Genomic DNA, 12,888 nt, shown 5'->3' with positions numbered 1-12,888 from the left:
GCTTCGGGAATTTTCCAAAAATGCCCTCAGGAGTGGTTGGTTTTGAAGTAATTTGCTAACATGGCGCTAAATAATGGAGGAAATCACTATGGACGCCATTGATCGCAGGATTGTCACCGCGCTGCAGCGGGACGGTCGCATGAAACTGGCTCAGCTCTCAGAAGAGGTCGGCCTGTCGCCCACCCCCTGCGCCCGGCGGGTGTCGATGCTGGAAGAAGCCGGGATCATCACCGGCTATTCCGCGCGGGTCGATCAGGCCAAGGTCGGGCTGGCCGTCACAATCTTTGTCGCTGTTGAGCTGGAGCGTCAGTCGAAGGATGCGCTGCAGGCCTTTGAAAATGCCGTGCGCCAGTTCGATCAAGTGATGGAGTGCTACCTGATGACTGGCAGTCGCGATATCCTGCTGCGGGTGGTGGCGCAGGATCTGACGGATTTCGACCGCTTTCTGGAAGAGCAGTTGATGCGGGTGCCGGGGATCCGCAATACGCGCTCCAGCTTCACCCTGCGCACCATGATCCGTCGCGATGTGCTGCCCGGCGGACCTGGCTGAGGCGGCCAGTGCAGGAGGGATGTGAAAAGAGGAAGCCGAAAAAGAAGCAGACTGGTGAAAATCTTCATATCCCCCTCTTGCAGAGCGGTGATCCTGACGGTAATACCCGATCCCACGGGTGATTAGCTCAGTGGTAGAGCGCTTCGTTCACATCGAAGATGTCAGGAGTTCAAATCTCTTATCACCCACCATTCCCTCTTTTCGAATTTACTCGATTGAGTGTTGGCGCGCGCAGGGAACTGCCGATTTTAGTCTCGGTCATAGGCTTAATATCGACCGTAATCGCTCTATGGAGACCTCGTTCGCGGGTTTGTCCAGAACCACCGTTCCGGCGTCGAGGCCGAGATACCAATCGGAAATACCGGTCAGAAAGCTGAGGTTCTGTTCGCACAACAGAATACCGGCCCCGGCTTTCGCACGGTCCATCAGGCACTCCGCCATATGGGCGATGTTTTCCGGCTGAACGCCCTCGGAGGGTTCATCAAGGACAATCACCTTTGTGTCCTCGATCATAGCGCGGACAAAGGCCAGGATTTTACGCTCACCGCCGGACATGGTGCCTGCGGGCTGGTCCAGCCGTTCTGCCAGCCTTGGGAAGCGGTCGAAATACCTCTCCGGTCCCTCCCGGTTGCTGCCGAGGGTCAGGTTTTCCCGGACCGTCAGATCGTCGAACACCATCGATGTCTGGGGCATGTAACCGATGCCGCGTTTGCGCCGGGCATGCGAAGGACGTGAGGCGACAGAATGCCCTTCCAGCCGGATATCACCAGCCCCCGCAATCAGGCTGCCCTGCACAAGCCGCGCAAGGGTGGTCTTGCCAACACCGTTCCGGCCAAAGACCCCTAGAACGCTGCCTGCTTCGATCCGGGCCGAGACGTTGAACAGAACATGGGTGTCCCGGTAGCCGCCGGTCAGCTTGTCGATTTCCAGAAGCGAGGTCATTTGGTGCCTCCCGCATAGACGGCCTGAACCTCGGGATTGCTACGCACCTTGTCGAAGGTGTCAAAGGCGAGCACCTGCCCGAGGTGCAGGACCAGAACCTTGTCCGAGATCGCCTGAACGATGCTCATATCGTGTTCGATGACGATGACCAGACCGCCGGTTTGTAGCTGATATGTCCGCACAAGTTCGGTCATCAGCGCCGTTTCATCCGGGGAAAGCCCTGCACAGGGTTCGTCCAGCAGCAATATCCGAGGCTCAGATGCGATGGTCATGGCGTATTCCAGAAACTGACGGTGGCCTTGTGGCAGATGTGCGACCGGTGCGACCAGATCTTCCTGCAGAGGCACCGCGGGGCGTTTCAAAAGCTCCGTCAGCGATTCTGATCGCCAGTGCAGGGTCGCGGGGCGCAGCAGATCCACCAGCCGTGCCCGGTTGGCCATCATGGCAAGTGCCAGGTTTTCTGAAACGTTCATGGAAAAGAACACGGAGGGCACCTGCAACTTGCGGCCAATGCCGCTGCGCAGCGCCTTGTAAGGAGGGCGCGCGTGGATGTTGCGCGACCCCAATGCAATGCTGCCGCCGGTGATCTGCAGGTTGCCGGTGATCGCGTTGAGCGTGCTGGTCTTGCCCGCGCCATTTGGCCCGATGACGCTGATGATGCCGGTCGAGGGCGTCTCAAAGGTCACGCCGTTCAGGATTCGGACGACACCGATCTGTAGATGCACATCGTCAAATCGCAGCGCGCCTGGGGCGTCGGTCGGTTTGCTTGGCGGAGCCGCGATGGAGGGCGCGCGCCTGCCGGGCGTTGCGGGCCGGATGCGCCGGTATGCGGCTTCCAGCAGCTCCGCGATGCCGCCGGGGGCCTTCAGCACCACTAGAATGAAAGCCAAGGCCATCAATAGTTCCCAATAGGGGAAACTGTCGCGCAGCTCGGCTGAGGCCCAGCCGACGATGACGGCTCCGATCAGCGGGCCAAGCACGTGAAACCGGCCGCCCACAGCGGTCAGGATGACCATTTCAGCGGAGAGGCCGAACCCCATCGAGGTGGGCGTCACGATCCCCTGATGCGAAGCAAAAAGCCCCCCGGCCAGGGCCGCAATGGCGGCAGAGAAAGCAAAGGCTGCGCCTTTGATGACATGGGTCGGAAATCCTAGCAGCTGGAGGCGCGGTTCGTTGTCGGCCACGGCCTTGGCGATCAGGTTGACCGGAAGTCGGTTCAGGATGAACAGCAACAGGCTGACCAACACTGTGGCTGCGACGATGACGTAGTAAAAACTTCCGAAGGGATCGAGATTGCCGAGGCTGGGAAACCCACTCATCCCGTTGAAGCCGCCGGTAAGCGGCGTGGCGGTTCCGGCGATCTGTTCGGCGATCATCACCAAGGCCAGTGTGATCAGTGAAAAGTATGGACCGCTTTCCTTCCGACCGCGAAAGATCAGCGTGGCCAGAAGGAAAGCAAACACGGCGATGGCAGCCAATACGGTGACGGCCAGGAGGAGGTCGATGCCGAGTCCGTTTCCTGCGCGCAGGGTGCCGACCGTGACATAGGCGGCAAATCCGAAGAACAGTGCCTGCCCCAGCGGCAGCACCCCGGTCTTGCCCCAGAGGTAGCCGATGCCTTGCGCTGCGATGCCATAGATCAGGTACAGCCCGATCTGGTAGGCCGTGAAGTCGCCGAACACCTCGGGGATCAGGAGAAGCACTGCCAGAAGCAGGCTAACGGGAAGAAGAACGGATACCATCAGGTTTCAGCCAGAGAAAGAGAATGGAAAGAGTGAGAACAGCCAGATAGCCATAGGTCTGATTGGCAACGGCCCCGAGGACGGATTGCGTTCCCGCGATAATGCCCGCGCCGATGCCCAGCCCTTCGAGGGAGCCAAGACCGCCGACCACAAGGGCAAAGAACGAGCGGATCAGGTAATCGAGCCCCATCATCGGCTCGATCCGGATGGTGGGCGCCAGGATCAACCCGGCCAGCCCGGCGGTGCAGCAGCCGAAGATAAAAGCGCCAGCCGACAGCCGGGCGGTATTGATGCCCACAGCCTCGGCCAGGTCCGGATTGCCGACCATCGCCTTGATCCGGGTGGCGACCTTGGAGCGGCTGTTCCACCAGAACAGCGCGACAAAACCTGCGAGGATGCCAAGGATGACGGCAATGCGATAGGCAGGGTAATCGGCGCCAAGAACACTGATCGTGCCGCTGATGGGCGGGGTGACGGATTGATATCCCCGCCCAAAGATCAGCTCCACCGCTTCGCGGAGCAGGATGGCGATGCCCCAGGTGGCCAGCAGGCTGTCGAACATTCGTCCATAGAGATGACGGATGATCGTGCGCTCAAGCACGAAGGCCACCAGGGCAACGGTCAGCAGGCAAACCGGAACCTGCAGCCATGCAGGCAGACCCAGCGAGGAAGTGATGACCGGGGCATAGGCCCCGATCATTACGAATTCCCCATGCGCCATATTCATGATCTGAAGCTTGCCAAACACGATGGCCAGCCCCAGGGCGACCAGCGCCAGGGTGCTGATCTGCCAGGCAAGGTTGAGGACAAGAACGGAGGACATGGGCGTAGGCTCAGTCCGCGCAGGCTTCGGAGGAGGCCACCTTGTCGAAGGAGGCAACGATGTCGAAGGTGCCGCCGCTGCCATCGGCGAGATAGATCGTCTGCGCCATATGGCGTCCGGTCAGTGTGTTTTCACCGCGGGGCGTGCTCCATGTGGTACCTTCGGCGGCGGCATCCATCGCGGCAACGCCAAGGCTGCCTGCCTTGTTCGCGAGCGCGGCCAGCAGCATCAGCCCTTCATAAGAGGACTGACCAAGGCCATTCAGAGCCGGTGCATCCGCCCCGAAGGCTGCCGTGTAATCCGCTGCAAAGGAAACCGCAGCGTCTGAGTCGATGGAGGCAAAGTATCCCGAAGAGGAGAAAAGCCGGTCCGCGTTCTCTGCGCCGATGCCCGCAAGGGTGTTTTCCTCGATCAATGTACCAAGGCGGAGGGCCTGCTCATCCAGACCAAACCCCGCAAAGCTGACGTTGAAGCCGACGGACCCGCCCCCGACCAACGTGATCAGAATGGCGTCGGCGCCGCTTTCCTTGATGCGTTGCAGCGAGGAGTCGAACTCAGAAACCGTGAAAGGCACGTATTCCTCGCCCACCACTTCACCGCCTGCCTCGGCGATATAGTTCTTCGCGAGCGCATTTGTGTCGCGCGGCCAGTTGTAATCATGGCCGATCAGATACCATTTCGACGCGCCTTCATTTGCTGCCAGATATGGGATCACCGGTGCCAGCTGCTGGCTGGGGGTTTCGCCGGTGACATATAGGCCGGGCGCGCAGGAGTTGCCTTCGTATACAGGGGTGTAGACATATGGAACTTGCCCGTTGAAACGCCCGATCAGTGCTTCGCGTACTGCGGAATCATGCATGCCGACAAAGGCTTGCGCGCCTTCGCCCTTCCACAGGCGCAATGCGGCCTGTGCAGCCTCGGCCGGGGGCACGCCGACATCGGCGAAGACCAGTTCGATTGCCTCGCCGTTGATGCCACCGGCCGCGTTGATCTGCTCGGCCGCCAATGTGGCCGAGTTGCGGGTGGAAGGGCCAAACAGGCCTGCCGGGCCAGAATCCGGCACCAGCACTCCCACCTTGATATCGGCGGCGGCAGAGACCGTCCCAAGGGCTAGCGCCACCGCAGCGCTGGTAAAAAGTTTGGTTGTTGCTTTCAGCATTTTTATTCTCCCTGTGTGGATGTCGGCGTCTATCGCGCCATTGATTTTTCTGCGGCCCGCGCCAAAGCGAGCAGCGCACGGTCCTTACCGGGCAGGCCGTCAAACTCGATGCCGACCGGAAGGCCCGAGGAAACGGGGCACGGAAGCGAGATGCCGGGGGCGCCGATATTCGATCCAAGGTCGGTATTGCGGATGTAGGTGGGGAAGGTGGGGCATTGGTCACCGTTCAATGTAACGGTTTCGTCCTCACCGATGGGCCGTGCGGGCAGGGGCGTAGTCGGGAAGACAATCGCGTCCAATCCGTTGTCTTCGAAGACCTTGCCGTAGATCTGCCGCATCGCTGGGCGGTGCACATCCATCGCAGCCCGGTAGGCGGCTTCCGGCATCGCCTCGTCCCCCAGCTGACTGCCGATGGCGCCTGCCACATCAGGGGATCCGATGCCCTTGATGAGTGTTTCAAAGGAAACCTCTGGCGCGTGTTCGGCCAGATAGGCAGGAAGGTCACGCATGACCTCGTAGAAAACGACCGGGAAGCTGAAGGCTTCGTTGTGCGGCCAGATGCCATCGAAATCGACGTCGACAAGCTTAGCTCCCGCCGCCGACAGCACCGAAAGCTGCGCCTCGACCGCTGCGGCAACCACCGGATCGAGGTTGTCATAGAACATGTTCCGGGGCACGCCCAGCGTGACATCGGTCATAGCTCGCTCCGCGAGCGCGGCATCATCGCCGGATAGGACGCCATCGAAGAGGGCGATGTCGCGGGTGCTGCGGGCCAGGGTGCCGACAGTGTCGCGGGTGTGGGAGATCGGCACTACTCCGTCGCTGTCATAGCGCCCGGTGGTTGGGCGGAAACCAATCACTCCGCACAGTGCTGCAGGAATGCGGCAGGAGCCGCCCGTATCCGTGCCGAGACCCGCCGGGAATATCCCGGCTGCAACAGCGGCAGCGGTGCCGCCGGAGGAGCCGCCGGCGATCAGGCCGGGATCTGCCGGATTGTGCACCGCGCCGGTGACCGCATTGTTCGAAGTGATCCCGAAGGCGAGCTCGTGCATCCCCGCCTTGGCGCCGATGAAGCCGCCCGCCTTGGTGATGCGCTGCACAACACCAGCATCGGTGGCCGGAGTATGCCTTAATAGCGCCTTGGTACCGCCGGAGGTCGGATAGGCCGTTGTGTCGATATTGTCCTTGGCCACGATGGGCAGCCCGGCCAGCGCCGCCTCCGGGTGGGCTTCAAAGGCTGCGGCCGCCGCCTGGACAACCTGCCCGGCATCGAAACTTTGCAGCGCATTCAGATCGGCGTGTTTCGCGGCCCGCTCTGCCAGGGCTTCGGCATAGGCCGCCGGTGAAACCGATCCTTCCTTGAGCGCAGCGACCGTTGCAACGGCGTCCAAACGTTCCAAATCCAGCGTCATTCCTGTCTCCCTGATGGTTGGGAAACAGGATAGGTTTCGGCAGGATTACATTCCTATCATCACAAATGATGATTTTTCTCAGCCAAGAAAGGTGCCAGCTGGGTACGCCGGTTCAGCCCGGATTTTCGGAAGATGGAGGCGATGTGGGAGCGCAGGGTCGGTTTGGAAAAGCCCAGCTTTGCGCAGAGTTCATCATCGCTGAGGCCGGTGATCAAGAGATCGGCAACCTCGGCCTCGCGCACCGTCAGACCCAGATCATCGGCGATATGTGCAAAGCGGAGAGAGGGCGTTTGCTGCGTGGAACTGCGCGCGCGGACCAGCGCGTTAACAAGGCTGGGCCCGACGGCATCTACGATCCGGGCATCCCGTGGCGTGAAATCCTCGCGGTTTGCGCCGCGCCAGATCCGCAGGTCGCCGATGTTGTCGCCCCGGTCATAGGCAAAGAAATCCATACCGTAGCACAGGCCATCTTGCTTCAGGAAATCGTTGTAGAACTCGGTCTTGACCAGCCGGTCGTGGCGCATCACTTCGCTGACCGGTGTCGCCTTCTTGCGCTTTTGCAGGGTTGGTGTGATCGGGTCGTTGAACTGAAAATAGCTTTCGTAGCGGCGTAGGTTGTCGTCGCTCATGTTGATCTGAACGCAGGACACGAACCTCTGCTCGGCATCATCCCAGACGTAAGAGGCGAAATAATCCGCCTTGAGAAGATCCAGCATCTTTTGGCCGACACGGCGACGGACCTCGCAATGGTCAAAGGCACCACTGAGGTCTCGCATGATCGAAAAGATCAGCTCGGTTTCTGTTTCGGTTAGCTTCACTGGCACCAGTCGAAAGGGAACACGGCTTTACTGTTGCAGAAAGAAACATCCACAACAAGAGGAGCGCGTTGCAAGGTCGAATCCCGATGCGGGCAAGGTGGGAAAATGGGCTGTATGGGAGGCTGCGCGGCTGAAGACCAGGCAGTTTTATGTTCGGGCGCAACCAGAATTCGTCATCCCGTGCTGAATGCGAAAACTCCGCACAGACCGGGTGGCGCGACTGCAGGTGGCGTCCGCAGGCGTCAATAAGGGGGCTGTGCAAAGGTAAGGCCAGGGGCGCCCGGCAAAAAAATGCGCTGGCCCCCGGTCTGGTCTGCATACGTGGTGAGAACGGTCAGTCCTGTTCGGCGTCCCAGTTCCAGGGCGGAGCGGTTTCGGCCTGCCAGATGCCGCGCGCATTGGCCTGCGCGATCGAGGCCTGCGGGACATAGCGGCCGTCATTTTCATGCGCCCAGGCCAGTCCTTCTTCGACCAGCAGAGCCCCGACGTCGACCCCATCGGCATCGCAGGTGGCCAAGTGTCGGCCATAGTGATCCTGATCGGTGCTAAAGCATTCCACCCGCTCAGCTTCGTTCACAATGGAGCGCACCCGTTGGCGCGCCTGGGCGGCGCAATCCCAATAGGACCCGTCCGGCGTGTTGCAGCGCTGCACCGCGAGCGGCGCATCAATATCGACGAGGCGGATGTTCAGATCGCCCATCGCCAGCGAATCGCCATCGATAACCCGAAAGTCCCGGCCCGGCGCCGAAACCAGCGGCACGACCTCACCGGCCAGTTTTTCGATGCTGTGCAGCTGTAGGAAGATCTTTGCGGAAATGGGGTCGCCGGGCTGCAGATCGGCAGACATGGCAGCGCTGGCGGCAAAAGTAAGGGCGATACGGGCGGCAAGGTGTTTGATTTTCATCGGCGTGGCTTCTCTGATGATATTTGTCAGGTGGTGCTGATGGTTAAAAACTCGAATGAGCAGGATCATGCCCTCAAACAGGCCAATATTTGGTTAATGGCGGTGCAGACAGTGCCAGAGCGGTTCATCAGGGGCCCGCATGGCACGCCGTTGGGGCGCCGTATTCTCCCCCAGAAATCATACCGCTATGCCCCGCATCTCACCCTGGCCGAGCGGGGAGACAATCCGGGGAAGCCGCCCCGGGCAGTCTCAGGTGTTCAGTCTGCAGGTCTGCAGAGAGGCGGGATTAGGGCCCTTGTGGGTCGCGCCGCAGTTCGGCTGCCACAAGGCTGCGGGCATAGGTGTCGGGATTAGGGTTTCAGCCGCTCAAGGATTTCCAGGTTGGCGCAGAAGGAAGGCGCAGCGGTCGCATCGGGTTCTGCGTTGCGCCAGTGTTCGCATTGCCGGGCGCAGTTGGAGGAATTGCAGCGATGCACCATGGTGGCATAATCCACTGCGGTGATGTCACCTTTCTTCATGGCGGCGCCAAGATCGACACCGGCAGCTCTGGCGGCGGTGGACATCAGGCCGATGGATTTGCTGAGGTAACCGGGCCTTGTCAGTTTTTCTGCTGTACTCATCAAAAAAGTGTCTCCGACCCACGCCAAAGGCGCGGCTGCTGTTGGTTCGTCGCGTGTTCAAGGCGACCATTCATGTCGAGACCGGCGGAGGAGCCGACCACGTCATCAGTTGCGTTTCCAATCTGACCGACAGCGACAGTTAAGGTGAAGAACGCGGCACGAATGGGGCACCAAAGCGCCAAACGGTAAGTTTCCGCAAAGACTAGTTACGATTTTATTAGAGCTGTCCTTATGGCGGTCACGCGACACGGCCTGAGAGAGAACCAGAGGGTGGTACTCTCGCGTTCTCGGCCCGGTCTGTCCGAGTTCGGAGCTGGGGGTGTTTCTTGGACTTTTACGCCGCGATGGGGCGACCAGCCTGGTTAATGGGCGTTGCAAAAGAGATAGGCTTTTCTTGCGCGCTGCCCGCCCATTCCACCGGCGCGGCCATGCTCATCGATGGTCCGGTTTGAACGACGGCCACTCGGTACGATACTCGCTACATCCGAAAGCCAAACCCTTTGGGAAGGCCCCAAAGGTGGGCATTTGGCTCTGGTTCCTGACAACGGGATACTGATTACTGGCACATTCGGGCAAGGGAGAGGAGCACAGCCACACCTCACTATAACGTGATACAACCCTGGGTGGTTATGGGGGTATTCCAGACCTCTGCGTGGTTTGCTGCTCCGCTTGGTCGTTGGCGCCAGATTACCGCGCCCTTATGACCTGGTTCAGCGGGCCGGGGAGAGGGTGGGCAGGCGCCGCCAAAAGGCGCATTGACGCCGGTTTCACGGCAGCACAGAGTCCCGATATGAATGCTGCCTTTGACATCACCCGCCTGCCGCGCCCCTTTGATTCCGAACTGGGTGCAGAAACCCGTGCTCTGGTGCCGTCGGCTTCGGTCGAAGTGGCTGAGCTTCTGGCCGGGACCGGCGGCTCCAGCCCCTATCTGAAAGGTCTGATCACGCGGGAGGCAGCCTGGCTGCCCGAAGCCCTGGCAGATCCTGAGGCGGCGCTGGAGGCCGTGTTTGCCGACTGCCGCGCCATAGCGCCCGATCAGCTGAAACCGGGGCTGCGTCAGGCCAAGCGCCGTGTGGCCCTGCTGACGGCGCTTTGCGATCTGGGCGGTGTCTGGCCGCTGGAACGGGTGACTGGCGCGCTGACCGATTTCGGTGCGCTTTGCGCCGATGTGGCGATCAAGTCGGAAATTGCGGCGCTGATCCGGCGCAAGAAGCTGCCGGGAATGACAGAAGCAGATGTGGAAACGGCAGGCGGGCTGACCATCCTCGCCATGGGCAAGATGGGCGCGCATGAGTTGAACTACAGCTCTGACATCGACATGATCTGCCTGTTTGATGAAACCCGGTTCGACCCGGATGATTTCTACGAGGCGCGTCAGGGCATGGTGCGGGCCACCCGCAATATGTGCGCGTTGCTGAGTGACAAGACCGGCGATGGTTATGTCTTCCGCACCGATCTGCGCCTGCGCCCGGACCCTTCGGTGACGCCAGTGGCGATGGCGATGGAGGCGGCGGAGCGGTATTATGAGAGCCTCGGGCGCACCTGGGAACGTGCCGCCTATATCAAGGCGCGCGCCTGCGCCGGGGACATTGCCGCAGGCGAGCGGTTCCTTGCGGCATTGCGGCCCTTTATCTGGCGCCGCCATCTGGATTTCGCGGCCATCCAGGACGCCCACGACATGCGGCTCAGGATCCGTGAAAACAAGGGCACTGGCGGTGTGATCACCGTGCCGGGCCATGACATGAAACTGGGACGTGGCGGTATCCGCGAGATCGAGTTCTTCACCCAGACCCGGCAACTGATCGCGGGCGGACGCGATGAAAGCCTGCGCCTGCGTGGCACGGTCGAAGGACTGGCGGCGCTGGCGGCGCGGGACTGGATCCCCGCCGATGTCGCTGCAACCCTGACCGATCACTACCGGTTCCACCGCGAGGTCGAGCATCGCATTCAGATGGTACATGACGCGCAGACCCACCGTATGCCTCAATCCGAGGATGGCATCGCCCGCGTCGCCTGCCTGATGGGGCGGGATCCGGCTGAGCTTCAGTCGGAAATCCGTGACCGGCTGACCGAGGTCCATACCCTGACTGAAGGCTTCTTTGCGCCGGACGCAAAACCGGCGGCGGCGCCTGCGCTGCCCGAAGGGCTGGATGAATCGGTGATTGCCCGCTGGCCCACCTATCCGGCGCTGCGCTCGGCCCGGGGGGCGCAGATCTTTGACCGGCTGAAACCGGATCTTCTGGCGCGGCTGGCGCGTACCGCAAAACCGACTGAGGCGCTTTTGGCACTGGATGGCTTCCTCGCTGGTCTGCCCGCCGGGGTGCAGCTGTTTTCCCTGTTCGAGGCCAATCCGCAGCTGCTGGATTTGCTAGTGGATATCGTCGGCACCTCTGGCGAGCTGGCGGCCTTCCTGTCGCGCAATGCAGGCGTGTTCGACGCAGTGATCGGCGGCTCCTTTTTCGATCCCTGGCCGGGCGGTGCGACGCTGCGGCAGGATCTGGAGGCGCTGCTGGCGGCCGAAGGGGATTATGAAACCCAGCTGGACACCACCCGGCGCTGGTGCAAGGAATGGCATTTCCGTATCGGGGTGCACCACCTGCGTGGCCTGATCGATGCCGAGGCTGCGGGCGTGCAATACGCCGAACTGGCCGAGGCGGTGATTGCCGCATTGGTGCCCTGCGTCGAGGCGCAGTTTGCCGAAAAACACGGGGCCGCGCCCGGGCGCGGCGCAGCGGTGGTGGCGATGGGCTCGCTCGGGGCCGGGCGCATCAATGCGCAGTCCGACCTTGATGTGATCGTGATCTACGATCCGCAATCGGATGAAGGATCCGAAGGCAAGCGACCGCTGGCGACGCGCCCCTATTTTGCCCGGCTGACGCAGGCACTGATCACCGCGCTGACCGCACCGATGGCGCAGGGGCGTCTTTATGAGGTCGACATGCGTCTGCGCCCCTCGGGCAATCAGGGGCCGGTGGCGACCAGTCTCGCCAGTTTTACCAACTACCAGCAGAACGAGGCCTGGGTTTGGGAACATCTGGCGCTGACACGGGCGCGCAGCATCGCCGGGCCTGCGGATCTGATCGCCGATATCGAAGACCTGCGTAGCGCGGTGCTGAGCGGCCCGCGTGAGTGGCTGCAGATCCTTACCGAGGTGGCCAACATGCGCGCCCGTATCGCGGCGGCCAAGGCCCCGGTGGGGGTCTGGGATGCCAAGACGGGGCCGGGCAGGATGATGGATATCGAACTCGTCGCGCAGGCTGGCGCGCTGCTCTCTGGTTCGGGGGCGCGGGATGTGGCGACTGGTCTGGACGGCGCCGTCGCATGTGGCTGGCTGGATGCCGCAGATGGTACCAGACTGGCGCAGGCCTATCGCCTATTCTGGTCGGTGCAGACCGCAGCGCGGCTGTTGTCGGCCAAGGCGCTGGATACCGCAGCAATCGGTGAGGGCGGCGCGCAGTTCCTGTGCCGCAGCACCGGATTTGAAACGCTGCAGGGTTTGGAGCGGGACTTGGAAGACAGCTATGCGGCCTGTCGTGCGATGATCGACGGGGCGCTTGATCGGGAAGGTGCAAATGGCGCAGATGAGTGAGCAGGACCAGATGGACCCCAAGGGGCTGATCCGGGAATCCTTCCGGATCGACGGGATCGACATGTCGCAGTGCCGCAGTATCTTTCTGGACTGGGCGCTGAGCCTGCCCGGAGGGATTGATAACCGCGATGCGATGCAGCGCCTGCTTGCCAAATATGAGGACGGACAGCCGGACCACCCGATGGTCATCGTTCTGCGTGAGGGGCTGGCCGAGGTCGTGAAGCCGCGTCGGCGCGGCGGCTGGCGCAGTCGGGATCGCTAGGCGTTCGGCACCGCGCGCTATTACCGACTGGCGCGCTGCGGCCTCTTCCCCTCTATCTGCCTTGCGG

Annotated in this window: 12 protein-coding genes and 1 tRNA gene; 5 read left to right on the top strand and 8 right to left on the bottom strand. The window is 61.6% G+C overall.

What is annotated here, in order from left to right:
* Positions 1 to 88: 88 nt before the first annotated feature.
* Entirely contained in the window at positions 89 to 550 is a 462-nt protein-coding gene (locus SM764_RS11590) for an Lrp/AsnC family transcriptional regulator (RefSeq protein WP_065273805.1), read from the top strand.
* A 116-nt stretch (positions 551 to 666) separates the two neighbouring features.
* Positions 667 to 741, top strand: a tRNA-Val gene (locus tag SM764_RS11585).
* A 67-nt stretch (positions 742 to 808) separates the two neighbouring features.
* Here the strand turns inward: SM764_RS11585 and SM764_RS11580 are convergent.
* The 6 genes from SM764_RS11580 to SM764_RS11555 are packed head-to-tail and all read right to left on the bottom strand — an operon-like array spanning position 809 to position 7,404.
* A complete protein-coding gene (locus SM764_RS11580) occupies positions 809 to 1,492 on the bottom strand; it encodes an ATP-binding cassette domain-containing protein (protein ID WP_369001846.1) in 684 nt (227 codons plus the stop codon).
* Positions 1,489 to 3,234, bottom strand: a complete 1,746-nt coding sequence (locus tag SM764_RS11575; protein ID WP_369001845.1) for a branched-chain amino acid ABC transporter ATP-binding protein/permease — start codon at positions 3,232 to 3,234, stop codon at positions 1,489 to 1,491. Before SM764_RS11575 ends, SM764_RS11580 begins: the two co-directional genes overlap by 4 nt.
* Positions 3,209 to 4,057 (bottom strand): branched-chain amino acid ABC transporter permease, encoded by an 849-nt coding sequence (locus SM764_RS11570; RefSeq protein ID WP_274868828.1) that lies wholly within the window; start codon positions 4,055 to 4,057, stop codon positions 3,209 to 3,211. The genes SM764_RS11575 and SM764_RS11570 overlap by 26 nt, the downstream gene beginning before the upstream one ends.
* Positions 4,058 to 4,067: 10 nt before the next feature.
* Complete coding sequence (locus SM764_RS11565) at positions 4,068 to 5,216, bottom strand: substrate-binding domain-containing protein (protein ID WP_369001844.1); 1,149 nt, start codon at positions 5,214 to 5,216, stop codon at positions 4,068 to 4,070.
* A gap of 29 nt (positions 5,217 to 5,245) precedes the next feature.
* Positions 5,246 to 6,628 carry an indoleacetamide hydrolase gene (iaaH, locus tag SM764_RS11560; RefSeq protein ID WP_369001843.1) on the bottom strand — a complete coding sequence of 461 codons (1,383 nt, stop codon included), beginning with the start codon at positions 6,626 to 6,628 and terminating at the stop codon, positions 5,246 to 5,248.
* A 59-nt stretch (positions 6,629 to 6,687) separates the two neighbouring features.
* A complete protein-coding gene (locus SM764_RS11555) occupies positions 6,688 to 7,404 on the bottom strand; it encodes a helix-turn-helix transcriptional regulator (protein ID WP_065273806.1) in 717 nt (238 codons plus the stop codon).
* On the opposite strand from SM764_RS11555, the gene SM764_RS11550 reads away from it, so the two are divergent.
* Positions 7,403 to 7,633: a hypothetical protein gene (locus tag SM764_RS11550; RefSeq protein WP_368947415.1), complete on the top strand. Its 231-nt coding sequence runs from the start codon at positions 7,403 to 7,405 to the stop codon at positions 7,631 to 7,633. The two genes, SM764_RS11555 and SM764_RS11550, sit on opposite strands and share 2 nt — an antisense overlap.
* 147 nt (positions 7,634 to 7,780) lie before the next feature.
* On the opposite strand, the gene SM764_RS11545 is transcribed toward SM764_RS11550, so the two are convergent.
* Positions 7,781 to 8,350, bottom strand: a complete 570-nt coding sequence (locus SM764_RS11545; RefSeq protein ID WP_065273219.1) for a thermonuclease family protein — start codon at positions 8,348 to 8,350, stop codon at positions 7,781 to 7,783.
* A 350-nt stretch (positions 8,351 to 8,700) separates the two neighbouring features.
* Positions 8,701 to 8,970 (bottom strand): DUF6455 family protein, encoded by a 270-nt coding sequence (locus SM764_RS11540; RefSeq protein ID WP_274828536.1) that lies wholly within the window; start codon positions 8,968 to 8,970, stop codon positions 8,701 to 8,703.
* A 790-nt stretch (positions 8,971 to 9,760) separates the two neighbouring features.
* Between SM764_RS11540 and glnE the strand changes: the two genes are divergently transcribed.
* A complete protein-coding gene (glnE, locus tag SM764_RS11535) occupies positions 9,761 to 12,559 on the top strand; it encodes a bifunctional [glutamate--ammonia ligase]-adenylyl-L-tyrosine phosphorylase/[glutamate--ammonia-ligase] adenylyltransferase (protein ID WP_369001842.1) in 2,799 nt (932 codons plus the stop codon).
* Complete coding sequence (locus tag SM764_RS11530) at positions 12,552 to 12,821, top strand: hypothetical protein (protein ID WP_065273808.1); 270 nt, start codon at positions 12,552 to 12,554, stop codon at positions 12,819 to 12,821. Before glnE ends, SM764_RS11530 begins: the two co-directional genes overlap by 8 nt.
* Positions 12,822 to 12,888 lie beyond the last annotated feature (67 nt).

The sequence above is a fragment of the Pseudophaeobacter sp. 1A16562 genome, assembly GCF_041008785.1.
Taxonomy (GTDB): domain Bacteria; phylum Pseudomonadota; class Alphaproteobacteria; order Rhodobacterales; family Rhodobacteraceae; genus Phycobacter; species Phycobacter gallaeciensis_A.
Note: the sequence above shows the minus strand (reverse complement) of the source record. Positions and strands in the feature narration are given on the sequence as shown.